This is a genomic window from Streptomyces sp. NPDC029044 (assembly GCF_040637495.1).
Taxonomy (GTDB): Bacteria; Actinomycetota; Actinomycetes; order Streptomycetales; family Streptomycetaceae; genus Streptomyces.
This window is the reverse complement of the sequence record NZ_JBEZWN010000089.1, coordinates 1-24,851: the sequence shown is the minus strand read 5'-3', so window position 1 is coordinate 24,851 and position 24,851 is coordinate 1. Positions and strand designations below refer to the sequence as shown.

Here is a 24,851-nt window from a genome sequence, read left to right as displayed (position 1 = left end):
GGGAGTCGTCCCTCGTGTCGGAGGGCGTTCGTATGTTCGGTCATGCCGTGCATGCCGTGAATCAGTGCGTTGAACGTCCCTTCGCGTCCCGAGTTGTGGTTGCCGTGGTAGCGGCGCTGCTGGGCCGGGACACCGTCCGGGGACGAGCGGTGGCCGTTGCCGTTGTAGGACGGCGGAAGGACCGCGTCGGCCGTGTTGACCCGGGGCAGGGCGTACGGGTGCTCGTCGGCCAGCCAGCCCATCATCTGCTCGCGGACCGTGACCCGCACCGTCCAGATGTCGTCCGCGTCCTTGGCCGTCACCAGGGCCCGCACCTGCATGGTGCTCGGAGTGGTGTCCGTGACGGACAGGTTGTAGGCGCGGCCGTCCCAGGCCGGGCACTCGCGCAGGATGTCGCGGAGCTTGCCGCGCATCGCCTCCACGGGGGCGGAGTGGTCGACGTGCCAGAACACGATGCCCGTCATCTGCGGGGTGCCGCGCGACCAGTTCTCGAACGGCTTGGACGTGAAGTAGGACACCGGCATGGTGATGCGCCGTTCGTCCCAGGTGTGGACGGTCAGGAAGGTCAGGGTGATCTCCTCGACCGTGCCCCACTCGCCGTCCACCACCACCGTGTCACCGATGCGCACCATGTCGCCGAAGGCGATCTGGAAGCCCGCGAACATGTTGCTCAGCGTGGACTGCGCGGCGACACCGGCCACGATGCCGAGGATGCCGGCCGAGGCCAGCAGCGAGGCGCCCGCCGCCCGGAACGCCGGGAAGGTCAGCAGCATCGTCGCCACCGCCACCACACCGACGATCGCGGACACCACCCGCATGATCAGCGTCACCTGGGTGCGCACCCGGCGGACCCTGGCGGGGTCACGATGGGCCCGGGCACTGGCGTACCGGCTGTACGACGTCTCGACGATCGCCGCCGCGATACGGATGACCAGCCAGGCGGCCGACCCGATCAGAATGAGGGTCAGCGTCCGGCCGACTCCGTCGGCGCGGCTCTCCAGCAGGTCCGCCTCGTCGTAGGACCCTCTCAACAGGGCCGCGAAGAGGACGAGCATGTAGGGGATGCGGCCACGGCGGAGCAGACCCCACAGGGGAGTCTCGTGATGCCGTTCGTCGGCCTTGCGCAGCAGGAAGTCGGTGGCCCAGCCGATCACCAGCGTGAGCACGACCGAGCCACCGACCACGATCAGCGGTCGTAGCAGGTTCTCCATGCCACCGAACCTAACCGGCCACCGGGGTGCATGAACATGTGACTTCCGCTGCGTCGTGGGTAGTGCCGGGATCCCGGCCTGTCACACCCGGCTGGCACCATGGCCTCATGAACATCATGCTGTTCCACTCGACCCAGGGTCTGCGGCCCGCGGTGCTCCAGGCCGCTGACAGACTGCGCGCGGCCGGACACGAGGTGTGGACGCCCGACCTCTTCGAGGGCCATACCTTTGACACGGTCGAGGAGGGCATGGAGCAGCAGGAGAAGATCGGCAAGGACGAGCTGCTGAAGCGCGCTGTGATGGCCGCCGCGCCCTATTCGGAGCGCGGGCTGGTGTATGCGGGGTTCTCCCTCGGCGCCTCGATCGCGCAGACGCTCGCCCTCGGCGACGACAAGGCGCGCGGCCTGCTGCTCCTGCACGGCACGTCGGACATCGCGCCGGACGTCACGGCCGAGGACCTGCCGGTCCAGCTGCACGTGGCCGAGCCGGACCCCTTCGAGACGGACGACTGGCTCAGCGCCTGGTACCTCCAGATGGGCCGTACCGGCGCCGACGTCGAGGTGTACCGGTACGCCGGGGCCGGCCACCTCTACACCGACCCCGACCTGCCGGACTACGACGAGGAGGCCGCCGAGGCCACCTGGCGGGTGGCGCTCGGCTTCCTCGAAACCCTGTAGCGGCGGTTACACCGGGTCGTAGGAGCGCTCGGCCTTCTGCGTTCCGCTGCGGGTGCGGTACGAGCGGGACCACTTGGCGGTCGCGTCGCGCTTCGAGCGGTCGGAGACGACGTAGTAGTCCATCTGCGCGCGCTCGGTCGTGATGTCCAGGACGCCGAAGCCGTGCCGGTCGGTGTCGACCCAGTGGACATGGCGGTTGGCCGCGCGGATGACCGGTGAGGCGACCGCGGAGACCGTGCCCTGAGGGACCTTCACGATGTCGTCGAGGTTGTCGGAGGTGACCGACGTGACGACGAACTCCGTGGCGGCCGACGGGGACAGCGGATACGTACCGGCGTCCACCGGCACGTCGTTGGCCCAGGCCATGTGGATGTCACCGGTGAGGAAGACCGTGTTGCGGATCGCGTTCGTCCGCAGGTGCGCCAGGATCTCGCGGCGGTCGTCGGTGTAGCCGTCCCACTGGTCGGTGTTGAGGGCGAGGCCCTCCTGGGGCAGGCCCAGCAGCTTGGCCAGCGGCTTCAGCAGGTCGGCGGAGAGCGAGCCGATGGCGAACGGCGAGATCATCACCGAGTTGCCGACCAGCCGCCAGGTGGTGTCGGACGACGTCAGCCCCGCCTTGAGCCAGTCCAGCTGGGCGCGGCCGGTGAGCGTGCGGTCCGGGTCGTCGACCTCGCCGTTGCCGACCTTGACCTGCTGCGAGCGGAAGGACCGCAGGTCCAGCAGGGAGAGGTCGGCCAGCTTGCCGAAGCGCAGCCGGCGGTAGGTGGTGCCCGCGATCGCCGGGCGCACCGGCATCCACTCGAAGTAGGCCTGCTTGGCGGCGGCCTGACGGGCGGACCAGGCGCCCTCGGCGCCCTCCGTGTGGTTCTCCGCGCCACCCGAGAAGGCGTCGTTGGCGAACTCGTGGTCGTCCCAGATCGCGACGACCGGGGCGGCGGCGTGCAGCGCCTGGAGGTCGGGGTCGGTCTTGTACCGGGCGTGCCGGGTGCGGTAATCGGCGAGGGTGACGATCTCGTGGGCCGGGGCGTGCGGCCGGACGACCTTGCCGCGGGTGCCGTACTCGCCGGTGCCGTACTCGTAGATGTAGTCGCCCAGGTGCAGCCAGGCGTCCAGGTCGCCGCGGGCCGCGAGGTGCCGGTAGGGGGAGAAGTAACCGGCCTCCCAGTTGGCGCAGGAGACCACGCCGAAGCGCAGGCCCGTGACGGCCGCGTCGTGCGCGGGGGCGGTGCGGGTGCGTGCGGTGGGGGAGTCGGTGCCGCCGGCGGAGAAGCGGAACCAGTACTCGGTGCCCGGCCTGAGGCCGCGGATGTCGGCCTTCACGGTGTGGTCGGAGGCGGCCGTGGCGGTGGTCGAGCCCTTGGCGACGACGGCGGTGAACGCCTTGTCCTCGGCGACGATCCAGCTCACCTCGGTGTCCGGGCCGGCTCCGGAGCCGGGTATCGCCTCCGGTACCGGAGTGACGCGGGTCCACAGCAGGACGCCGTCGGGCAACGGGTCCCCGGAGGCGACGCCGTGCAGGAAGGCGGGGGTCTGGTCGACGGCGCGCGCGGGCAGGGTCGCCGCCAGCGGGCCGGCCAGGACAGCGGTCGCCGCCGCGGCCTTGACGACCGTACGGCGGCGTGGGGTGAGGGAGTTGAAGCCCTCTGACGTATTCGATGATCTGTATCGACTGGTCACGACCGATCAGGTTACTGGTCGGTATGGGCCGGAGCGGGCGAACTCCGGAAGTTCGCCCGCTCTTCACATGCCGACCGGTCCCTGACCGGCCGTCACTTCTTGAGGGCCTCGCCCACGACCCGGTTGAAGTCGGCCACCGTCATCAGCGGCGTGCCCTGGCTGTCGGCGGTGAGCTGCTTGCCGTCCATGACGAAGCCCGGGGTGCCCTGCACGCCGTCCTTGTTGTCGTCGAAGGTCTTCGACATGGCCATCGCCCAGGCGTCGTAGGTGCCCTTCTCGACCGCGTCCTGGAACTTCTTGTTGTCCTTCAGCTCGGGGACGGAGTTCGCGACCTTGATCAGGTAGCTGTCGTCCTTGAACTTGTCGGTCGTCTCCTCGGGGTGGTACTTCGCCGAGTAGAGCGCGGCCTTGTAGTCGAGGAACGCCGCGTCGCTCACGTTCAGGGCGGCGCCCAGGGCGCTCAGCGCGTTCTTGGAGCCCTCGCCGTTGTCCTTGTTGTCGATGAAGGTGGCGCCGACGAACTGCATCTTGTACTTGCCGTCGTCGATGTCCTTCTTCACGGTCGGGCCGACGGTCTGCTCGAACTGGGCGCATACGGGACAGCGGGGGTCCTCGTAGATCTTCAGTGTCTTCTTCGCCGAGTCCTTGCCGATGACGACCGTGGTGCCGTCGGTGCCCGTGGTGTTGGCCGGCGTGACGACCTTCTCGTCCTTGACCGCCTCCCAGTGGGTGGGCTTGTTGACCTGGACGACGGCGTAACCGATGCCGCCGGCTATCGCCAGGACGCCGACGATCGAGCAGGCCACGATGACCTGCCGCTTGGTCTTCGCCCGCTTGGCCTCGCGCTCGCGCTCGACGCGCAGCCGCTCGCGTGCCGCCGTCTTCGCCGCCTGGCTGTTGCGCTTGCTCATGGTGATGTTCTCCGTGGGGGACGCGCACACTCGCGTGTGCGGGATACGTATGAGGGACTGCTGGTGCTCGAAAGGCCGCAGGGGGCTCAGAAGCCTGCCGCGACGGCGAGTGCCTTACGCGAAGGCGGGCGAGCACGGCGGTCCACGCCGCCCCAGGGAGTAGGCGAGGATCCGGTCGCGGGCGGTGGGCGTACGGTCCGCGGCACGCGCCGGCAGGCGCCGCCCGGCCGGGGCCCGCACCGCCGCGACCGCGGCGACCGCCAGCAGCAGCGGCCGGAACGTCGTCGCCGTCACCGCCCGCAGCAGCTGGGCCAGGGCCCGCTCGCCGCGGCGCAGCCAGAGGGCGGCGAGGAGCCCGACACCGACGTGTGCGCCGAGCAGCAGCCAGGCGGTGGCCGGTTCGGCGTGGGCGACCGCGGCCGCCAGCCGCTCGGTGCCGGTGGCCCCGGCCATCCGGGCCAGGGGCGTGCCGACCTCTCCGCCGCCGCAGAGCACATCCAGGCCGACCGAGCGCAGGGGTCCGGCGACCGGGCCGCCCGCGCGGCCGTAACAGGCGTGCTGGCCGCTGGTGAACACCGTGTCCGCGGCCAGTTCCAGCGGGATCAGCAGGGCCGCGATCCGCCCGAAGGAGCGCTCCCGGCCCGCCAGGGCGAACGCGATCACGAACACGACGGCGGCGACCGCGGCCACCGTGCCCACCGGCAGCGGGGCCCGGGACAGCAGCACGTGCGACGCGGTGCTGAGCGTCACGACCACGGCCGTGAACAGCGCCGCGCGTACGGCTCTGAGGCGGATCCCGGATATGTCCATAGCGAAAGGAGAGTGTGTCATGGGGGCCGGTAAGGGACCCCTAAAGGATGCCTGTGAGAGGCCTTACCGTCACAGCCCCGGAATCCGTCCGTTGCGGAACAGGTCCACGAAGGTCTGGTGGTCGGCACGCGCGCGGGCGCCGTAGGTGTGCGCGAAGTCGACCAGCAGGGGGGCGAAGCCCTCCTCGTCGGCCGCGATCGCCGCGTCGATGGCCCGCTCCGTGGAGAACGGCACCAGGGACTCGCCGGACTGGTCGTCCGCCGCCGAGTGCATCGTGGCCGTCGCCCGGCCGAGGTCGGCCACCACCTGGGCGATCTCCTCCGGGTCGTCGATGTCGCCCCAGTCGAGGTCCACCGCGTACGGCGACACCTCGGCCACCAGCTGGCCCGCGCCGTCCAGCTCCGTCCAGCCCAGCCACGGGTCGGCGTGCGCCTGGAGGGCACGCTGGGAGATGACCGTGCGGTGCCCCTCGTGCTGGAAGTAGCCGCGGATCTCCTGGTCCGTGATGTGCCGGGAGACGGCCGGGGTCTGGGCCTGCTTGATGTAGATCACGACATCGTTCTCCAGGGCGTCGCTGTGCCCCTCCAGCAGGATGTTGTACGACGGCAGCCCCGCCGAGCCGATGCCGATGCCGCGCCGGCCGACCACGTCCTTCACGCGGTAGGAGTCCGGGTGGGCCAGCGAGCTGTCCGGGAGCGTCTCCAGGTAGCCGTCGAAGGCGGCGAGGACCTTGTAGCGGGTGGCCGCGTCCAGCTCGACCGAGCCGCCTCCGGAGGCGAAGCGGCGCTCGAAGTCGCGGATCTCCGTCATCGAGTCCAGCAGGCCGAAGCGGGTCAGTGAGCGGGCGTCGCGCAGCGCGTCCAGCAGCGGGCCCTGCGCCGTGTCCAGCGTGAACGGCGGCACCTCGTCGCTCTTCGCGCCCGTCGCCAGGGCGTGGATCCGCTCGCGGTAGGCGACCGCGTAGATCGTCACCAGCTCGGAGATCTGCTCGTCGCTGAGCGCTTTCGCGTAGCCGATCAGCGCGATGGAGGCGGCGAGGCGCTTGAGGTCCCAGGTGAAGGGGCCGACGTAGGCCTCGTCGAAGTCGTTGACGTTGAAGATCAGGCGGCCGTTGGCGTCCATGTACGTGCCGAAGTTCTCCGCGTGCAGGTCGCCGTGGATCCACACGCGCGAGGTGCGCTCGTCCAGGTACGGTCCGCCCTGCTTCGAACCGAACTGATCAGAAACAGTCAGGTCGTGGTAGAAGAGGCCCGCCGTCCCCCGGTAGAAGGCGAAGGCCGAGGCCGCCATCTTGCGGAACTTGACGCGGAACGCGGCCGGGTCGGCGGCCAGGAGCTGGCCGAAGGCGGTGTCGAAGACGGCGAGGATCTCCTCACCGCGGTGCTCGTCGTCGAGCTGCGGGAACGACATCGCTGGGTGCCTCCTGGTGCGTGCGTTTCAGGGCGGCGGGTCCGCCCTCCGACCAACGTGCGGCGGTCCGCGGGAGTGCCCGTGAACCCTCGCACGAAGGTACGCGGGTCGACCCTCCGGGTGTCAGTGCCGAGGCATAGACTTCGACGCTGTCCCCCAGACTCTCCGCAGCCTGCCGGGCCCATTTGTCGTACTTTTTCTCTGGAGGCCGCCGCATGTCGAAGCCGCCGTTCACGCACCTGCACGTCCACACCCAGTACTCGCTGCTGGACGGTGCCGCGCGGCTGAAGGACATGTTCAACGCGTGCAACGAGATGGGCATGACGCACATCGCCATGTCCGACCACGGCAACCTCCACGGCGCCTACGACTTCTTCCACACGGCCCAGAAGTCCGGTGTGACCCCGATCATCGGGATCGAGGCCTATGTCGCCCCCGAGTCCCGGCGCAACAAGCGCAAGATCCAGTGGGGCCAGCCGCACCAGAAGAGGGACGACGTCTCCGGTTCCGGTGGTTACACCCACAAGACGATGTGGGCGGTGAACAGCACCGGCCTGCACAACATCTTCCGGCTGTCCTCCGACGCGTACGCCGAGGGCTGGCTCCAGAAGTGGCCCCGGATGGACAAGGAGACCATCGCCCAGTGGTCGGAGGGCATCGTCGCCTCCACCGGCTGCCCCTCCGGCGAGGTCCAGACCCGGCTGCGCCTCGGCCACTTCGACGAGGCCCTCAAGGCCGCCGCCGACTACCAGGACATCTTCGGCAAGGACCGCTACTTCCTGGAGCTGATGGACCACGGCATCGAGATCGAGCACCGCGTCCGCGACGGCCTCCTGGAGATCGCCAAGAAGCTCGGCATCCCCCCGCTGGTCACGAACGACTCCCACTACACCTACGCGCACGAGGCGAGCGCCCACGACGCCCTGCTGTGCATCCAGACCGGCAAGAACCTCTCCGACCCCGACCGCTTCCGGTTCGACGGCACCGGCTACTACCTGAAGTCCACGGACGAGATGTACGCCATCGACTCCTCGGACGCCTGGCAGGAGGGCTGCGCCAACACCCGCCTGATCGCCGAGATGGTCGACACCACGGGCATGTTCGAGAAGCGCGACCTCATGCCGAAGTTCGACATCCCGGAGGGGTACACCGAAGTCAGCTGGTTCCGCGAGGAGACCCTGCGCGGCATGCACCGCCGCTTCCCGGACGGCATCCCGGACGACCGCATGAAGCAGGTCGAGTACGAGATGGACACCATCATCTCGATGGGCTTCCCGGGGTACTTCCTCGTCGTCGCCGACTTCATCATGTGGGCCAAGAAGCAGGGCATCGCGGTCGGCCCCGGCCGCGGCTCCGCGGCCGGCTCGATCGTCGCCTACGCCCTCGGCATCACCGACCTCGACCCCATCCCGCACGGCCTGATCTTCGAGCGGTTCCTCAACCCCGAGCGCATCTCCATGCCCGATGTCGACATCGACTTCGACGAGCGCCGGCGCGTCGAGGTGATCCGCTACGTGACGGAGAAGTACGGCGCCGACAAGGTCGCCATGATCGGCACGTACGGCACCATCAAGGCCAAGAACGCGATCAAGGACTCCGCGCGCGTGCTGGGCTACCCGTACGCGATGGGCGACCGCCTCACCAAGGCCATGCCCGCCGACGTCCTGGGCAAGGGCATCAACCTCGACGGCATCACCAACCCCGAGCACCCCCGCTACTCGGAGGCGGGCGAGATCCGGGCGATGTACGAGAACGAGCCGGACGTGAAGAAGGTCATCGACACCGCCAAGGGCGTCGAGGGCCTGGTCCGGCAGATGGGCGTGCACGCCGCCGGCGTGATCATGTCCAGCGAGACCATCACCGACCACGTCCCCGTCTGGGTCAGGCACACGGACAAGGTCACCATCACCCAGTGGGACTACCCGAGCTGCGAATCGCTCGGCCTGCTGAAGATGGACTTCCTGGGCCTGCGCAACCTGACGATCATGGACGACGCCGTCAAGATGGTGAAGTCCAACAAGGGGATCGACATCGATCTCCTGAGCCTCCCGCTCGACGACCCCACGACCTTCGAACTGCTCCAGCGCGGCGACACCCTCGGCGTGTTCCAGTTCGACGGCGGCCCCATGCGCTCCCTGCTCCGGCTGATGAAGCCGGACAACTTCGAAGACATCTCCGCCGTGTCGGCCCTGTACCGCCCGGGCCCCATGGGCATGAACTCCCACACGAACTACGCGCTGCGCAAGAACGGCCAGCAGGAGATCACGCCCATCCACAAGGAGCTCGAAGAGCCCCTCACGGAGGTCCTGGACGTCACCTACGGCCTGATCGTCTACCAGGAGCAGGTGCAGAAGGCCGCCCAGATCATCGCCGGCTACTCGCTGGGCGAGGCCGACATCCTCCGCCGCGTGATGGGCAAGAAGAAGCCCGAGGAACTGGCGAAGAACTTCGTCCTCTTCCAGGAGGGCGCCCGCAAGAAGGGCTTCAGCGACGAGGCCATCCAGGCCCTGTGGGACGTGCTGGTCCCCTTCGCCGGCTACGCGTTCAACAAGGCGCACTCCGCCGCGTACGGGCTCGTCTCGTACTGGACGGCGTACCTCAAGGCGAACCACCCCGCCGAGTACATGGCCGCGCTGCTCACGTCCGTGAAGGACGACAAGGACAAGTCGGCCGTCTACCTCAACGAGTGCCGCCGCATGGGCATCAAGGTGCTCCCGCCGGACGTCAACGAGTCGATGTCCAACTTCGCGGCCCAGGGCGACGACGTGATCCTCTTCGGCCTCTCCGCCGTCCGCAACGTCGGTACGAACGTCGTCGAGTCGATCATCAGGTGCCGCAAGGCCAAGGGGAAGTACGTCTCCTTCCCGGACTACCTCGACAAGGTGGAGGCGGTGGTCTGCAACAAGCGCACCACCGAATCGCTGATCAAGGCCGGCGCCTTCGACGCCATGGGCCACACCCGCAAGGGCCTCACGGCGCACTACGAGCCGATGATCGACAACGTGGTCGCGGTCAAGCGCAAGGAGGCCGAGGGGCAGTTCGACCTCTTCGGCGGCATGGGCGAGGCCGAGACCAGCGAACCGGGCTTCGGACTCGACGTGGAGTTCTCCCCCGACGAGTGGGACAAGACCTATCTGCTCGCCCAGGAGCGGGAGATGCTCGGCCTGTACGTCTCCGACCACCCGCTGTTCGGCCTGGAGCACATCCTGTCCGACAAGGCCGACGCGGGCATCTCCCAGCTGACCGGCGGTGACTACTCCGACGGTTCCGTGGTCACCATCGGCGGCATCATCTCCGGCCTCCAGCGCAAGATGACCAAGCAGGGCAACGCCTGGGCCATCGCCACCGTCGAGGACCTCGCCGGCTCGATCGAGTGCATGTTCTTCCCCGCGACCTACCAGCTCGTGTCGACCCAACTCGTCGAGGACGCCGTGGTGTTCGTCAAGGGCCGCCTCGACAAGCGTGAGGACATCCCGCGGCTCGTCGCGATGGAGCTGATGGTGCCGGACCTGTCGAACGCGGGCACCAACGCCCCCGTGGTCCTCACCATCCCGGCCACCCGGGTCACCCCGCCGCTGGTCAGCCGCCTCGGCGAGGTCCTCAGCCACCACAAGGGCGACAGCGAGGTCCGGATCAAGCTCCAGGGCCCCACCAAGACGACCGTGCTGCGGCTCGACCGGCACCGGGTGAAGCCGGACCCGGCGCTCTTCGGAGACCTGAAGGTGCTGCTCGGGCCGTCCTGCCTGGCCGGGTGACGCAGGGATCTCGATGCGCTTGAGGGGCGTACCCGGAATCGGGTACGCCCCTCGTGCGTATGCGTGGGCTCAACAACCCGTCACGCAGACGTCAGTTGTGGCCGAAGCTGCGCTTTCGCTTGCCGGACGGCGCCATCTCGCCGGGGGTCGACTCGACCTCGGTCTGGGGCTCCGTCTGCGAGGCGGGGCTGCGGTCGGCCCGCTGGCCACGCTCGGTGGGACGCTGCTGCTTGCGGTCACGGTTCTTGTTCTTGGCCATGGTGATGCCTCCTGTGGGGGACTAGGGGCCAGGGCCGGGACCAGATTCACACAGCCCGACAACGATCGCATGTCGGACAATTACCGTGTGTGACAGGGTGGTCGGAGCAGCGCTTCCCGAAACGCCACGCCGAAGATCGAGTTCCGGCCGTTAACCTCCGCGCCGTCGGGCAGACTCGAAGCAAGCCCGAAGCAAACCTCCTGGGAAGAGGGTGAGTCGCGTGGACCGCTGCATCGTCCTGGTGGACGCTGGGTATCTGCTGGGAGCCGCGGCGAGTCTCCTCGCCGGAGAGCCCTCGCGGTCCCGGATCACCGTCGACCACACCGCCCTCATCCAGGGGCTGCGTGAGCGCGCCGAATCCGACACACAGCAGCCGCTGCTGCGCATCTACTGGTTCGACGGCGCCCCCGACCGCGTCCCGCAGCCCGAGCACCGCAGGCTGCGCGTGATGCCCCGGGTCACCGTCCGGCTCGGCGCCCTGACCCGCAGCGACGGCCGCTGGGCGCAGAAGGGCGTGGACGCCGCGATGCACGCCGAGCTGACCGAACTGGCCCGCAACCGCGCCTGCTCCGACGTCGTCCTCGTCACCGGCGACGGCGACCTGCTGCCGGGCATGATGGCCGCCAAGGAGCACGGCGTCGCCGTGCACCTGTGGGCCGTCCAGGCCGCCGACGGCGACTACAACCAGTCCGAGGACCTGGTCGCCGAGGCCGACGAGCGGCGCGTCCTGGACCGCACGTGGATCACCAAGGCCGTGCGTGCCAAGGACTACACCGGCGCGTGCGCGCCGCAGCCCGCACCCCGGCCCGAGATCGCCGCGATCCTCTCCGCGCCGCTGCCCGAGTCCGCGCTCGGCACCGCGACCGAACGGCCCGCCCCGCAGCCCCGCCACCCGGTGGCCGGCCCCGGGCAGAACGGCACCGAGGAGCGGGTGCCCGCCGCCAAAGGGGTCCCCACGCCCAAGGACCTGGCCGCCCTGCGGGCCCCCGGCACCCAGCCCGCCCAGCACCCCGCCTCCGCCACCCTCCGGTGGTCCTCCGACAAAGGCTGGGTCGACCGGCCCACGGCCGAGCCCCCCGAGGCCGCCTCGATGCCGACGCTCGCCCAGCTGACCACGGCCGAGCAGCGGTGGGCCGACCGCGAGGAGGACATCACCACCGTCGGCGGTGACCCCTTCGAGGTGGGGCAGGTCTTCGCGCGGCGCTGGGTGGAGCGCCTCGGCGACCAGAACCACCTGCCGAAACTGTCCGGGATGTACCCGCGCATCCCGCACCGCGTCGACGGGGAGCTGCTGCGCTACGCCGCCCGGTTCGGCCTGCTCGCCCACAAGGACGACCAGATCGACGAGCGGGACCGCTACGCCATCCGGGCCGGCTTCTGGCGGGAGATCAGCGTGCGCACGGGTGTGGAGCACCCACCCCTCGACGACTGAGGGACCGCCGAGTCCGTTGCCGGCGGATTTCCCGGTATGGACCGACCCGAGAACGGACCTGGGTCGCCGACCCCGTAGTCTCGTCCCTTGTGAGTAAGCGCGCGGCACAGGCATTTCGGCACGATGGTGACGTCGTGTGCGCGGTGCGCGGGCTGACCAAGACCTATCCGGCCGTCCGGGGCCGGCGCGGCGCCCCGGGAACACCCGAGGTCCGGGCCACGGACGCCGTGACGCTCGACATCCGCCGCGGCGAGATCTTCGGCCTGCTCGGGCCGAACGGCGCCGGCAAGTCCACCCTCGTACGCCAGCTCACCGGGCTGATGCGGCCCGACCACGGCGGTGTGGAGATCCTCGGGCACGACATCGTGCGCCACCCCGAGCGGGCCGCGCGGATCCTCGCCTACCTCGGGCAGGAGTCCACCGCCCTGGACGAGCTGACCGTGTCGCTCGCCGCCGAGACCACCGGGCGGCTGCGCGGCCTGGACGTACGGCAGGCGCGGGCCGAGCGGGACGCCGTCCTCGACGAGCTGGGGCTCGCGCCGCTCGCCGGGCGGCCGCTGAAGAAGCTCTCCGGGGGCCAGCGGCGCCTGGCGTGCTTCGCCGCGGCCCTGGTGGGGGAGCGGCCGCTGCTCGTGCTCGACGAGCCCACCACCGGCATGGACCCGGTGGCGCGGCGGGCCGTGTGGTCCGCCGTCGACCGGCGCCGGGCCGAGCGCGGGACGACCGTGCTGCTCGTCACCCACAACGTCATCGAGGCCGAGACGGTGCTGGACCGGGTGGCCGTCCTCGACCGGGGGCGGGTGATCGCGTGCGACACCCCCGCCGGGCTGAAGGAGCAGGTCGCCGGTGAGGTGCGCGTCGACCTGGTGTGGCGGGAGGCGGCTCCGCTGCACGTGCCCGAGGTGGCCGCGCTGAAGGACCGTGTCGTGGAGTCGGGCCGCCGCTGGACGCTGCGGCTCGGGCCCGAGGAGGCCCGGGCGGTCGTAGCGACCGTCACCGGCGGGGCCGCCTTCGCCGCCCTGGACGACTTCACCCTGGCCACGCCGAGCCTGGAGGACGTGTACCTCGCCCTCGGCGGTGCCGTCCAGCAGGGGCTGGTGAAGGTGTGAGCGCGAGGACACCGGGCGCGCGGGCCGTGAGCAGACCGGCCGCCGCATCCGTACCGAACAGGCGACTGCCGCAGTGGACCCGAGCGAAGGGAAGCAGCGCGACGTGAGTGTCGTACCCGCCGATGTCCTGCCGGGCAGTGCCCTGGCCGTGGAGGAGCCCGCCGCGTGCGCGGCCGAGCTCGGACCTCGGGCGCGGCTGTGGCCTTCGCTGGCGGCCGTGTACCGGGCCCAGCTGTCCCGGGCGCGGGTGGCGCGGATCCCGCTGCTGTTCGTGGCGACCTTCCAGTCGGTCGGGATCATGATCCTGATGCGTGGGGTCGTGGACGACGGGGCGGAGGCGCAGGCCGTCGTCGCCGGCTCGTCGGTCCTGGTGGTGGCCTTCGTCGCGCTGAACCTGCTCGCGCAGTACTTCGGGCAGCTGCGGGCCAGCGGCGGCCTCGACCACTACGCGACGCTGCCGGTGCCGCCGGCAGCCGTGGTGCTGGGCGCGGCGGGCGCGTACGCCTCCTTCACCGTGCCCGGGACCGTCGTGACCGCGGTGTTCGGCTGTGTGCTGTTCGGGCTGCCGATGGCCCATCTGTGGGTCCTCATGGCGGTGATCCCGCTCGCGGGCGCCGCGCTGGCCGGGCTCGGTGCGGCGCTGGGACTGCTCGCGCCCCGGCCGGAGCTGGCCACGCTGCTCGGACAGCTGGGCATGTCTGCGGCGCTGCTGCTGGGCGTGCTGCCGGCGGACCGCATGCCGGAGGTCGTGCGCTTCACACGGGACCTGCTGCCGTCGACGTACGGCGTGGAGGCCTTCGCGCGGACCTTCGGACCGCATCCCGACTGGGCCTTCGTGCTCGGTGACCTCGCCGTGTGCGGGGTCGTGGGCGTCGTCTCGCTGGCCGTGGCGACCTGGGCCTACCGCCGGGCGGCCGTCCGGTGAGCGAGGAGGGGTCGTCCGGTGACGCGGCACACAGGCGGGCCTGGCACGATGGCAGGGTGACCGCACCACTGACTCCGCCACCGCCGCCGCACGAACACTCCGCACAGGGCCCGTGGCAGCCGCCGGCCGCCGGGCCTCAGGCTCCCGGGTCGCAGCACGCCGAGTACGCCGGGCACGGCTGGTACGGACAGGACGGCCCCGGGATGAAGACGGAACTGCGGGAGGCGGCCGTGATCGCGGTCGCCGTGGCGCTCGGCGGGGCGCTGCTCGGAGTGCTGTGGTGGTGGCTCGCGCCGCACGTGCCGCTCGTCGGCGACGTGGTGGAGAAGCGCTGGGTCGTCTACCTCAAGGACACCGAGGGGGAGCAGGCCATCGGGGTCGACGGCACGTTCACACTGCTCGGGCTGGGTTTCGGGGCCGTCAGCGCGCTGGTCGTCTTCCTGCTGCGGCGGCGCGGAGGCGTGCCGCTGGTGGTGGGACTGGCCCTCGGAGGGCTGCTGGGTTCGCTGCTCGCCTGGCGGGTCGGGGTGTGGCTCGGGCCGGCCGAGGACGTGATCGCGCACGCTCAGGCCGTCGGGCGGGGCGTGACGTTCGACGCGCCCCTGAAGCTGGGCGCGAAGGGGGCGTTGCTGGCCTGGCCGCTCGCCGCGCTGGTGCTGCACCTCGGGCTCATGGCGCTGTTCGGACCCCGGGATCCGGAACCGGAGTTCGCGGCCGGGCCCTACCAGGAGTCCCCTGCGGCTAACGGCCGATAGGCGCCAGGACCGCCCCGGTCAGCTGCCGCAGGTTCTCCGGGGCGAGCTCCACCTCCAGGCCCCTCCGGCCCGCCGACACGCAGATCGTCGCGTGCGCCGCGGCCGAGGCGTCGAGGACCGTCGGCAGCTTCTTGCGCTGGCCCAGCGGCGAGATACCGCCCCGGACATAGCCCGTCGTGCGCTCCGCCAGGGCCGGGTCGGCCATCGCCGCGCGCTTGCCGCCCACGGCCGCCGCCAGGGCCTTCAGGTCCAGTTGGCCCGCCACCGGGACCACCGCGACCGTCAGGGCACCGTCGACGTCCGCCACCAGGGTCTTGAACACGCGGTCCGGGGAGACGCCCATGGCCTCGGCCGCCTCCTCGCCGTAGGAGGGGTGCGCGGGGTCGTGGTCGTAGGAGTGGACCGTGTACGGCGTGCCCGCCGCCGTGAGGGCGACCGTCGCCGGGGTGCCGCCGGGCTGTTGCTGCTTCTTCGACTTCTTCGCCATGCCGGTCCGCTCAGTTGAGACTCATCGGGCCGCGCGTCAGCTCCGACGCCGGCAACGACGGCAGACTACGGATGATCGCCGTCTCGGAGCGAAGGAGTTTCAGCTCGTCGCGCAGGCGGGACGCCGTGTCGGGGGCCTGGAGCAGACGCTGCTTGGCCGGGGTGTCCAGCATCATCGCGGCCGCCACGAGGTACGACACCACGCCCGGCTCGTCCGGAAGTTCGGCCCCCGTCGCCAGGGACCGCTCCCGCGCCCCGGCCAGCCGCTTCTGGTACTGGCGGAAGGACCGCAGCACCCCCTCGGCCAACGGCGCGGCCTCGTCGCCCGGTTCCTCCTCCAGCGGCTCCAGCTCGGCCGTCAGGAAGGGCCCGGACGCCTCGACCGACAGCAGCTTCACCCGGGTCGTGCCGGTCGCCAGCACCTCGAAGGAGCCGTCGGTGCGCTCCCGGATCGTCGCCGCGTCCGCGATGCAGCCCACCTTGTGGAACGCCTTGAGCGGGTCCGGGCCGAAGCCGGCCGCCGGCCCCCGCTCGGGCACGGCCGTCGGGTCGGGCATGCCGGGCGCGGTCGAGGCCACCTCGTGGCCGTCGCGGATCGCCACGACGGCGAACCGGCGCGGCTCGTCCTCGGGCGTCTTCAGCAGCTCGCGCATCATGGCGCGATACCGCTCCTCGAAGACGTTGAGCGGCAGCACGAGCCCCGGGAACAGCACCGAGTTCAGGGGGAAGAGGGGGAGCCGGACGGTGGTCACGACGCAAAAGCCTAATGGTCGCCGGGACGGGCTCGCCCGCCCCGGTCACTCCGTGGATGCCCGGACGGGTTCCCGGCCGCCCCGGCCCGGATGTCCTCGCGCACCCGCAGGAAGTGACCGAGGGGGTCGTCCGATACCCGGTCCCAGGGGAAGGAGGTGGCGTACGGGCCGTTCAGGCGCACTTGCTCGGTGGCGTCGGGCCAGCGCTCCAGGCACACCAGGACGAAGATCAGCAGGTTGCGCATCCGGGCCGGCCAGGGGTCGGCCGCCGGCAGCCGCGGGGACAGCGCGATCGCCCGGTCGGCCGCCGCGTCCAGCCGCTCGCGCGGGATCTCGGGCCCGCAGTCGTCGGTGAGGTAGCCGAAGGCCGCCCGCAGCGGCAGGGCCTGGACGAGCGCGTCGGCGGGAGCGTCCTGGGCGGCCCGGTCGGCGAAGTCGAAGCACTCGTGGTGCGATCCGTGCCAGTGGGTGGCCAGGTAGCGCAGGGCCGCCACATGGCAGCCGTAGTGGTGCGGGGCGCGGCGGACGGCCGCCGCCCACAGTTCCTCGAAGTAGGTGTGCCCGGCCTGCGCGCCCCGGGCGTGGTCGAGCGCGAGCCGCCACGGAACCGGGTCCCGCTGGTCGCCCCGGGCCGCTGCCGTGATGAGCGGGCTCACCTCGCGCAGCAGCTCGGCCCGGGCCGGTGACTGCCAGGCGCGGTCCACCGCCAGCTGGGCCCCGACCAGGAGCGCGTCGGGGTCCTGCGGGGCGGTGGCGAGCCAGGCGTCCAGCCACTCGGGCCGTGAGCGCGCGAAGGCGGCCAGCCGGGTCACGTACCGGTCGCGCCGCTCCCACTCCGAGGCCACGCGGGTGGCCAGGAGCAGCTCGGCGGCCGGCCCGTGGTCGCCCCGGGCGGCGGCGACCAGCGCCGGGCTCAGCCGGGCGTCGGGCGCGTCGAGCAGCACCTCGTCGTCGGCGCACGGCTCGCCGACGAGGTGGGGGGAGGTCCTTGCCATCCGGCTCGTACGGATGAACGGGAGCTGCATTGCCATGGTGCCGACCATTGAAAGTCCGCTGCTCATGACGGCGCCAGACTGTTCATGGAACCTGCGGAAAGTTGTACATCCAATGGTCAAGAGAACGTAAAACCGCGACAGTTCGACAACTGTGGTCACACCAGCACCATCAGTTGCGGCGCAGCAGTCGCGTCGCGCCCGCCGCCACCGTCGTCGCCAGGATCCAGCCCAGCAGGATCATCGCCGTCGCCAGCCACTGCCAGCCCCCGCGCAGCTGCCAGAAGCCCACCTGGCCCAGGTCGATGACGGGCAGCAGCAGGTCGAGCGTGAAGAGCGTGGGATTCCACTCCGGGTGCTCGCCCCGCTTCATCGGCGGATGCCCGGCCCGCGCGAAGGCGAAGGAGCCCGCCGCCCACAGCACCGCCATCCACACCGCGGCCCGGCCCGGCCGGTATCCGTAGGCGACCGTCCAGTCCTGCGCGTACCCCCACAGCTTGGCCGCCACCGGCAGGCTCTCGCGATGCCGGCGCTGTTTGGCGAGCAGCACCTCCCGGGCGTCCTCGTCCTCCCCGCCGGCCCGCAGCACGGCCGCGAGCCGCTCGTAGGGCTCCGGGTTGTACTCGGCGGTCGCCGCGGCCACCCAGTCCAGCCGCTCGGGCAGCGGGAACGGCCCGCGCGGCACGAGGTTCTCGTAGGCGAAGCCGCCCATGTGCAGCCGCCCGGGGCCCGGCCAGGCGTCCGCCCGGTCCATCAGGTTGATGACCTTCGCCCCGGACAGGACCACCCGGCCGCGCGCCGGCTGCTCCCCGAGAAACCGCAGCTCGGGCGTCTGCACCCGGCGCAGCGACACCTCCTGGTCGTCCGTGAGGGTGAACCTGGCCCGCTCGAAGTCGACGGCGTCACCGAACCGGCCGTCGTCCAGCCGGATCCCGCCCTCGCAGGCGAAGCGCTGGATCCTTGTCCCCTGCGCCGGGGTCATCCCGCTCATCGCCTGGGCGCCGACCCCCGCCGGCGTCAGATACAGGCTGCGCTCGACGGTCAGCTGCGGGGCGTTCAGCGCGAGCCGCTCGTACGGGTTGGACAGACGCGCGCCGCGCAGGCTCAGGGAGACGCCGACGGTCGCGGCGCGCAGGCTCAGCTCGCCGTGCGACTCCAGCAGCTCGGCCTGGAGGTCCTGGCCGACGGTCAGGCCGTCCGCCGCGACCGAACGGCCGCTGTGGTCCCGGTGCACGATCGCCTGGTTGAGCATCAGGTCCGTGCCGATCTGTGCGTCCGTGAGCCGGATGCCGTGGTGGAAACGGCAGCGCGGCAGATGGAGATCGCCCTCCGTCTGCACCCGGGCCGCCTCCAGCCGCGGCACCGAGCAGTCCACCATCCGCAGGGTGGTGAAGCGGGCCTCCGGCAGCAGCACGTCCTGCTCGAACCGGCACCGGCGCATCTCGACGTACGGCACCACGGTGCCGCCCGCGAGGTCCAGGGAGCCGCTGACCTGCACGCCGATCAGCTTCAGCGACGACACGCGGCCGGCCAGGGCGGGCGGGCCGTCGAGGAGCAGCCAGCACACGACCCGCGCCCGGACGGTCCGCTCCTCGCCCCACGGGCGGCCGCCGTGCGGATCGTCCGCCAGGGCGTCGCCGCTGCTCAGGTCGTACACGGTGCCGTTGCGGAAGGCCTGCCATATGCCGGCCTCGGTCGCGGTCAGGTCGTCGGGCACATCCCCGGCACGGACGCCGGCCCCCTCGGTCACAGCTCTTCCGTCCTCCCCCAGGTACTCGCGGGTCACTTCCCTCGTACACCTGTTCATGCCCGCTGTGTGACACCCCCAACACACAAAGTGAAGGGGATCTTCCGGGGTCCGGCGACACTCTGTATCAGCCATTGATACGCGCGGACGGCGCCTCACCCGGGTCTGAGAGAATTGAGCACGTGATCTCCCGAATCGATCTGCGCGGCGACGCCCTCGTCGAGGGCCCCGCCCTGCGTGACCTGCTGCCCCGAGCCGACTTCGACGTTGCGGCCGCCCTGGAGAAGGTGCGTCCGATCTGCGAGGACGTGCATCATCGGGGCGACGCGGCGCTGATCGACGCGGCCGAGCGGTTCGACGGGGTCAGGCTCGACCAGGTGCGGGTTCCGGCCGCCGCGCTCACGCGCGCGCTGGAGGAGCTCGACCCGGCCGTGCGCGCGGCCCTGGAGGAGTCCATCCGGCGCGCCCGGACCGTCCACCGCGAGCAGCGCCGCAGGACGCGCACCACGCAGGTGGTGCCCGGGGGCAGCGTCACCGAGAAGTGGGTGCCGGTCGACCGCGTGGGGCTCTACGCGCCCGGTGGCCGGTCCGTGTACCCGTCCTCCGTGATCATGAACGTGGTGCCCGCGCAGGAGGCCGGCGTCGGTTCCGTCGCGCTCGCCTCACCCGCCCAGGCCGACTTCGGCGGCCTGCCGCACCCGACGATCCTCGCCGCCTGCGCACTGCTCGGCGTCGACGAGGTGTACGCCGCCGGTGGCGCCACGGCCGTGGCGATGTTCGCCTACGGCACCGAGTCCTGCGCGCCCGCGAACATGGTCACGGGCCCCGGCAACATCTGGGTCGCCGCAGCCAAGCGCTACTTCACCGGCAGGATCGGCATCGACGCCGAGGCCGGCCCGACCGAGATCGCGGTCCTCGCCGACGACACGGCCGACCCGGTGCACGTCGCCTCCGACCTGATCAGCCAGGCCGAGCACGACCCGCTGGCCGCCGCCGTCCTCGTCACCGACTCCGTCGAGCTCGCCGACGCGGTCGAGAAGGAGCTGGAGCCGCAGGTCGCGGCCACCAAGCACGTCGAGGACCGGATCGTCCCGGCGCTGTCCGGCAGGCAGTCCGCGATCGTGCTGGTCGACGGTGTCGAGGAAGGCCTGAAGGTGGTCGACGCGTACGGCGCCGAGCACCTGGAGATCCAGACGGCCGACGCCGCCGCCGTCGCCGACCGGGTCCGCAACGCCGGCGCGATCTTCATCGGCCCCTGGGCACCCGTGTCGCTGGGCGACTACGCGGCCGGCTCCAACCACGTCCTGCCCACCGGCGGCTGCGCCTGCCACTCCTCGGGCCTGTCCGTCCAGTCCTTCCTGCGCGGCATCCACATCGTCGACTACACGCGGGACGCGCTGGCCGACGTCGCGCACCACGTGGTCACGCTGGCCGAGGCGGAGGACCTCCCGGCCCACGGCGCGGCGATCAAGGCGAGGTTCGACTGGAAGGTTCCCCAGGGCAAGTGAACGACGTACGCATCGACGATCTCCCCGTACGGGACGAGCTGCGCGGCAAGTCCCCCTACGGCGCGCCCCAGCTGGACGTCCCCGTACGGCTGAACACCAACGAGAACCCCTACCCGCTGCCCGAGCCGCTGGTCGAACGGATCGCCGAGCGCGTCCGCGAGGCGGCCCGGAACCTCAACCGCTACCCGGACCGGGACGCGGTCGAGCTGCGCACCCGCCTGGCGGAGTACCTCACGGACACCTCCGGCCACGAGGTCGGCGTGGCCAACGTCTGGGCGGCCAACGGCTCCAACGAGGTCATCCAGCAGCTGTTGCAGACCTTCGGCGGACCGGGCCGCACCGCCATCGGCTTCGAGCCGTCGTACTCGATGCACGGCCTCATCTCCCGCGGCACGGGCACCGGCTGGATCTCCGGCCCCCGCAACGAGGACTTCACGATCGACCTCGCCGCCGCAGAGAAGGCCATCGCCGAGAACCAGCCGGACGTCGTCTTCATCACCACCCCCAACAACCCCACGGGCACCGCCGTCCCGCCCGAGACGGTCCTCGCCCTGTACGAGGCCGCGCAGGCGGCGAAGCCCTCGATGGTGGTGGTCGACGAGGCGTACATCGAGTTCAGCCACGGCGACTCCCTGCTGCCCCTGCTGGCGGGCCGCCCGAACCTCGTCGTCTCCCGCACCATGTCGAAGGCGTTCGGCGCGGCGGGACTGCGCCTCGGCTACCTCGCGGCCCACCCGGCCGTCGTCGACGCCGTCCAGCTGGTCCGGCTGCCCTACCACCTGTCGGCCGTCACCCAGGCGACCGCCCTGGCCGCCCTGGAGCACACCGGCACCCTGCTGGGCTACGTCGAGCAGCTCAAGACCGAACGGGACCGCCTGGTCACCGAACTGCTCGCGATCGGCTACGAGGTGACCGCGTCGGACGCGAACTTCGTACAGTTCGGCCGGTTCGAGGACTCCCACGAGACCTGGCAGAAGATCCTCGACCGGGGCGTCCTGGTCCGGGACAACGGCGTGCCCGGCTGGCTCCGGGTCACCGCCGGAACCCCCGAAGAGAACGACGCGTTCCTCGACGCGGTACGTGAGTTGAAGAAGGAGCAGAGCACATGAGCCGCGTAGGACGCATAGAGCGGGTGACGAAGGAGACCTCGGTCCTCGTCGAGATCGACCTCGACGGCACCGGGAAGACCGACATCAAGACCGGTGTCGGCTTCTACGACCACATGCTCGACCAGCTCGGCCGGCACGGTCTGTTCGACCTCACCGTGAAGACCGAGGGCGACCTGCACATCGACTCGCACCACACCATCGAGGACACCGCCCTCGCCCTCGGCGCCGCCTTCAAGCAGGCCCTCGGCGACAAGGTCGGCATCTACCGCTTCGGCAACTGCACGGTCCCGCTGGACGAGTCCCTCGCCCAGGTCACCGTCGACCTGTCCGGCCGCCCCTACCTCGTGCACACCGAGCCCGAGAAGATGGCGCCGATGATCGGCGAGTACGACACCACGATGACCCGGCACATCCTGGAGTCCTTCGTGGCCCAGGCGCAGATCGCGCTGCACGTGCACGTGCCCTACGGGCGCAACGCGCACCACATCGTGGAGTGCCAGTTCAAGGCGCTCGCCCGGGCCCTGCGCTACGCCTCCGAGCGCGACCCGCGCGCGGCCGGCATCCTCCCGTCCACGAAGGGCGCCCTGTGAACGGCATCTCCACCCTGCTGATCGTCGTAGGGCTGTTCCTCGTCGGCGGCGTCTACTCCTTCATCAAGCAGAAGATGCCCAAGGGCCTGATCGTGCTGCTGTCGATCGGCGCCGCGATGTGCCTGGTGGCCGGTGTCGTGAGGCTGGAGGTGTGGAATTGAGCGCCCCGCAGAAGAAGGTCGTCGTCTTCGACTACGGCTTCGGCAACGTCCGTTCCGCCGAGCGCGCCCTCGCGCGCGCGGGAGCCGACGTGGAGATCACCCGTGACTACGACAAGGCCCTGAACGCCGACGGCCTGCTGGTGCCCGGCGTCGGCGCCTTCGCCTCCTGCATGACCGGCCTGCGCGAGGCCCGCGGCGACTGGATCGTCGACCGCCGGCTGTCCGGCGGCCGCCCGGTCATGGGCATCTGCGTCGGCATGCAGATCCTCTTCGCACGCGGCATCGAGCACGGCTTGGAGAGCGAGGGCCTCGACGAGTGGCCCGGCTCGGTCGAGCCGCTCCAGGCCGACATCGTGCCCCACATGGGCTGGAACACCGTGGAAGCGGCCCCCGGTTCGCAGCTGTTCGCCGGCCTCGACCCGGACGCCCGCTTCTACTTCGTGCACTCCTACGCCGTCCACGACTGGTCGCTGGAAACGCACAACCCGGCGATGACGGCCCCCAAGGTCACCTGGTCCACGCACGGCAAGCCGTTCGTCGCCGCCGTCGAGAACGGCGCCCTGTGGGCCACGCAGTTCCACCCCGAGAAGTCCGGCGACGCCGGAGCCCAGCTCCTCACCAACTGGATCGGAACCCTGTGAGCAAGCTCGAACTCCTCCCCGCCGTCGACGTCCGCGACGGCCAGGCCGTCCGCCTGGTGCACGGCGAGTCCGGCTCGGAGACCTCCTACGGCTCCCCGCTGGAGGCCGCCCTCGCCTGGCAGCGCTCCGGCGCCGAGTGGCTGCACCTGGTCGACCTCGACGCCGCCTTCGGCACCGGGAACAACCGCGAGCTGATCGCCGAGGTCGCCGGCGCCATGGACATCAAGGTGGAACTGTCCGGCGGCATCCGCGACGACGACACCCTCGCCGCCGCCCTCGCCACCGGCTGCAAGCGCGTCAACCTGGGCACGGCCGCCCTGGAGACCCCGGAGTGGGTCGCCAAGGTCATCGCCGAGCACGGCGACCAGATCGCCGTCGGTCTCGACGTCCGCGGCACCACCCTGCGCGGCCGCGGCTGGACCCGCGACGGCGGCGACCTCTACGAGACGCTGGCGCGCCTCGACAAGGAGGGCTGCGCCCGGTACGTCGTCACCGACATCGCCAAGGACGGCACGCTCCAGGGCCCCAACCTGGAACTGCTGCGCAACGTGTGCGCCGCCACCGACCGCCCGGTCGTGGCCTCCGGCGGGGTCTCCTCGCTCGACGACCTGCGCGCCATCGCCGACCTCGTCCCGCTCGGTGTCGAGGGCGCCATCGTCGGGAAGGCGCTGTACGCGAAGGCGTTCACCCTGGAAGAGGCCTTGGAGGCTGTGTCGTCATGACCGTACGGCGTGTGCAGAGCGGAAGTCCCTGGGAAGAGTCCTTCGGTTTTGCACGCGCCGTCGCGGCGGGCGACCGCGTGCTGGTCGCGGGCACGACCGCCTTCAAGGGCGACGTGCTCTACGGCGAGGGCGACCCCTACGAACAGGCCAAGGTGGCCTTCACCACCGCGCTGGAGGCGATCGCCGAGTTCGGGCTCACCCCCGAGTCCGTGATCCGCACCCGTGTGTGCCTGGCACACGCCCGGGACGTCGACGCGGTGGGCCGCGCCCACAAGGAGATGTTCGACGCCGTACGCCCGGTCACGACCCTGCTGGTCGTGCAGGGCTTCATCGACTCACGGGTCCTGGTGTCGGTGGAAGTGGAAGCATTCAGAGGGACACCCTCAGAGGAACACTAGAGGAGCGCGATTCATGACCCTGGCGGTCCGAGTCATCCCCTGCCTGGACGTGGACAACGGCCGGGTCGTCAAGGGCGTCAACTTCCAGAACCTGCGCGACGCGGGCGACCCCGTCGAGATGGCCAAGGTGTACGACGCCGAGGGCGCCGACGAACTGACGTTCCTGGACATCACCGCCTCGTCGGGCAACCGCGAGACCACCTACGACGTGGTGCGCCGAACGGCCGAGCAGGTGTTCATCCCGCTCACGGTCGGCGGCGGCGTCCGCACCCCCGAGGACGTGGACAAGCTGCTGCGGGCGGGCGCCGACAAGGTCGGCGTCAACACCGCCGCCATCGCACGCCCCGACCTGATCCGCGAGATCGCCGAGCGCTTCGGCCGCCAGGTCCTGGTCCTGTCGGTCGACGCCCGCCGCACCGAGTCGGGTTCCTTCGAGGTCACCACGCACGGCGGCCGCAAGGGCACCGGCATCGACGCCGTCGAATGGGCCCACCGCGCCGCCGAACTGGGCGCCGGCGAGATCCTGCTCAACTCGATGGACGCCGACGGCACCAAGGACGGCTACGACCTGGAGATGATCCGGGCCGTCCGCAAGCACGTCACGGTCCCGGTCATCGCCTCCGGCGGCGCCGGCCGGCTCACCGACTTCCCCCCGGCCGTCGAGGCCGGCGCGGACGCGGTGCTGGCCGCGTCGGTGTTCCACTTCGGAGACCTGCGGATCGGCCAGGTCAAGGAGACGCTGCGGGGGGCGGGTCACCCGGTGCGGTGACCCGCCCGTCCACCCGGAGCCCCGGCCGCCGCACGCGGCCGGGGC

24 protein-coding genes are annotated in these 24,851 nt (G+C 71.0%); 14 read left to right on the top strand and 10 right to left on the bottom strand.

From position 1 onward, the window contains the following. The coding region (locus AB0E85_RS36745; protein ID WP_361936796.1) for a mechanosensitive ion channel domain-containing protein at positions 1–1,211 on the bottom strand (1,211 nt) is incomplete at its 3' end. A gap of 107 nt (positions 1,212–1,318) precedes the next feature. On the opposite strand from AB0E85_RS36745, the gene AB0E85_RS36740 reads away from it, so the two are divergent. Further along, positions 1,319–1,888: a dienelactone hydrolase family protein gene (locus AB0E85_RS36740; RefSeq protein WP_361936794.1), complete on the top strand. Its 570-nt coding sequence runs from the start codon at positions 1,319–1,321 to the stop codon at positions 1,886–1,888. 6 nt (positions 1,889–1,894) lie between these two features. Here the strand turns inward: AB0E85_RS36740 and AB0E85_RS36735 are convergent, their stop codons facing one another. The 4 genes from AB0E85_RS36735 to AB0E85_RS36720 form a co-directional block, all read right to left on the bottom strand. Beyond that, on the bottom strand, positions 1,895–3,565 hold the full coding sequence (locus AB0E85_RS36735) for an alkaline phosphatase D family protein (RefSeq protein ID WP_361936792.1): 1,671 nt from the start codon (positions 3,563–3,565) through the stop codon (positions 1,895–1,897). A 92-nt stretch (positions 3,566–3,657) separates the two neighbouring features. Continuing rightward, positions 3,658–4,476 carry a thioredoxin domain-containing protein gene (locus AB0E85_RS36730; RefSeq protein WP_361936790.1) on the bottom strand — a complete coding sequence of 273 codons (819 nt, stop codon included), beginning with the start codon at positions 4,474–4,476 and terminating at the stop codon, positions 3,658–3,660. Positions 4,477–4,590: 114 nt separating this feature from the next. Continuing rightward, entirely contained in the window at positions 4,591–5,286 is a 696-nt protein-coding gene (locus AB0E85_RS36725) for a hypothetical protein (RefSeq protein WP_361936788.1), read from the bottom strand. A 69-nt stretch (positions 5,287–5,355) separates the two neighbouring features. After that, a complete protein-coding gene (locus AB0E85_RS36720; protein ID WP_361936786.1) occupies positions 5,356–6,696 on the bottom strand; it encodes a DUF2252 domain-containing protein in 1,341 nt (446 codons plus the stop codon). 215 nt (positions 6,697–6,911) lie between these two features. On the opposite strand from AB0E85_RS36720, the gene dnaE reads away from it, so the two are divergent. After that, positions 6,912–10,451 (top strand): DNA polymerase III subunit alpha, encoded by a 3,540-nt coding sequence (dnaE, locus tag AB0E85_RS36715; RefSeq protein WP_361936784.1) that lies wholly within the window; start codon positions 6,912–6,914, stop codon positions 10,449–10,451. Between the two features lie 91 nt (positions 10,452–10,542). Here dnaE and AB0E85_RS36710 read toward each other — a convergent pair whose 3' ends face one another. Continuing rightward, complete coding sequence (locus AB0E85_RS36710) at positions 10,543–10,710, bottom strand: hypothetical protein (RefSeq protein WP_361936782.1); 168 nt, start codon at positions 10,708–10,710, stop codon at positions 10,543–10,545. A gap of 220 nt (positions 10,711–10,930) precedes the next feature. Between AB0E85_RS36710 and AB0E85_RS36705 the strand changes: the two genes are divergently transcribed. The 4 genes from AB0E85_RS36705 to AB0E85_RS36690 all read left to right on the top strand — a co-directional run bounded on the left by AB0E85_RS36705 (position 10,931) and on the right by AB0E85_RS36690 (position 14,931). Beyond that, on the top strand, positions 10,931–12,142 hold the full coding sequence (locus AB0E85_RS36705) for an NYN domain-containing protein (RefSeq protein WP_361936780.1): 1,212 nt from the start codon (positions 10,931–10,933) through the stop codon (positions 12,140–12,142). A 134-nt stretch (positions 12,143–12,276) separates the two neighbouring features. Further along, on the top strand, positions 12,277–13,251 hold the full coding sequence (locus tag AB0E85_RS36700; protein WP_361936778.1) for an ABC transporter ATP-binding protein: 975 nt from the start codon (positions 12,277–12,279) through the stop codon (positions 13,249–13,251). 103 nt (positions 13,252–13,354) lie between these two features. Continuing rightward, a complete protein-coding gene (locus AB0E85_RS36695) occupies positions 13,355–14,176 on the top strand; it encodes an ABC transporter permease (RefSeq protein WP_062926321.1) in 822 nt (273 codons plus the stop codon). A 56-nt stretch (positions 14,177–14,232) separates the two neighbouring features. Then, positions 14,233–14,931 (top strand): AAA family ATPase, encoded by a 699-nt coding sequence (locus AB0E85_RS36690; protein ID WP_361936776.1) that lies wholly within the window; start codon positions 14,233–14,235, stop codon positions 14,929–14,931. Here the strand turns inward: AB0E85_RS36690 and ybaK are convergent. From ybaK to AB0E85_RS36670, 4 genes are all read right to left on the bottom strand, one after another. Continuing rightward, positions 14,918–15,418, bottom strand: a complete 501-nt coding sequence (gene ybaK / locus AB0E85_RS36685) for a Cys-tRNA(Pro) deacylase (RefSeq protein ID WP_361936774.1) — start codon at positions 15,416–15,418, stop codon at positions 14,918–14,920. The two genes, AB0E85_RS36690 and ybaK, sit on opposite strands and share 14 nt — an antisense overlap. Positions 15,419–15,428: 10 nt before the next feature. Next, entirely contained in the window at positions 15,429–16,169 is a 741-nt protein-coding gene (locus tag AB0E85_RS36680) for an LON peptidase substrate-binding domain-containing protein (protein WP_361936772.1), read from the bottom strand. Positions 16,170–16,180: 11 nt separating this feature from the next. After that, positions 16,181–17,212: a hypothetical protein gene (locus AB0E85_RS36675; RefSeq protein WP_361936798.1), complete on the bottom strand. Its 1,032-nt coding sequence runs from the start codon at positions 17,210–17,212 to the stop codon at positions 16,181–16,183. 121 nt (positions 17,213–17,333) lie between these two features. Beyond that, positions 17,334–18,911: an oxidoreductase gene (locus AB0E85_RS36670; RefSeq protein WP_361936770.1), complete on the bottom strand. Its 1,578-nt coding sequence runs from the start codon at positions 18,909–18,911 to the stop codon at positions 17,334–17,336. Positions 18,912–19,090: 179 nt separating this feature from the next. Here AB0E85_RS36670 and hisD point away from each other — a divergent pair, with 179 nt between their 5' ends. From hisD to hisF, 8 genes are read left to right on the top strand one after another with little or no spacing between them, the layout of a single operon-like run. Then, positions 19,091–20,416, top strand: a complete 1,326-nt coding sequence (gene hisD, locus AB0E85_RS36665; RefSeq protein ID WP_361936768.1) for a histidinol dehydrogenase — start codon at positions 19,091–19,093, stop codon at positions 20,414–20,416. Then, positions 20,413–21,525, top strand: coding sequence for a histidinol-phosphate transaminase (locus AB0E85_RS36660; RefSeq protein ID WP_361936766.1), 1,113 nt, complete (start codon positions 20,413–20,415; stop codon positions 21,523–21,525). The genes hisD and AB0E85_RS36660 overlap by 4 nt, the downstream gene beginning before the upstream one ends. Further along, a complete protein-coding gene (hisB, locus tag AB0E85_RS36655) occupies positions 21,522–22,115 on the top strand; it encodes an imidazoleglycerol-phosphate dehydratase HisB (protein WP_053671868.1) in 594 nt (197 codons plus the stop codon). Before AB0E85_RS36660 ends, hisB begins: the two co-directional genes overlap by 4 nt. Next, a complete protein-coding gene (locus AB0E85_RS36650) occupies positions 22,112–22,276 on the top strand; it encodes a hypothetical protein (protein WP_361936764.1) in 165 nt (54 codons plus the stop codon). Before hisB ends, AB0E85_RS36650 begins: the two co-directional genes overlap by 4 nt. Continuing rightward, positions 22,273–22,917 carry an imidazole glycerol phosphate synthase subunit HisH gene (gene hisH / locus AB0E85_RS36645; RefSeq protein WP_361936762.1) on the top strand — a complete coding sequence of 215 codons (645 nt, stop codon included), beginning with the start codon at positions 22,273–22,275 and terminating at the stop codon, positions 22,915–22,917. Before AB0E85_RS36650 ends, hisH begins: the two co-directional genes overlap by 4 nt. Further along, the gene (priA, locus tag AB0E85_RS36640; protein WP_033310528.1) at positions 22,914–23,639 is read left to right on the top strand and encodes a bifunctional 1-(5-phosphoribosyl)-5-((5-phosphoribosylamino)methylideneamino)imidazole-4-carboxamide isomerase/phosphoribosylanthranilate isomerase PriA; all 726 of its coding nucleotides are present in this window, start codon (positions 22,914–22,916) and stop codon (positions 23,637–23,639) included. Before hisH ends, priA begins: the two co-directional genes overlap by 4 nt. Continuing rightward, positions 23,636–24,037, top strand: coding sequence for a RidA family protein (locus AB0E85_RS36635; RefSeq protein ID WP_033310530.1), 402 nt, complete (start codon positions 23,636–23,638; stop codon positions 24,035–24,037). The genes priA and AB0E85_RS36635 overlap by 4 nt, the downstream gene beginning before the upstream one ends. Positions 24,038–24,050: 13 nt before the next feature. Further along, complete coding sequence (hisF, locus tag AB0E85_RS36630) at positions 24,051–24,806, top strand: imidazole glycerol phosphate synthase subunit HisF (protein ID WP_062926310.1); 756 nt, start codon at positions 24,051–24,053, stop codon at positions 24,804–24,806. Positions 24,807–24,851 lie beyond the last annotated feature (45 nt).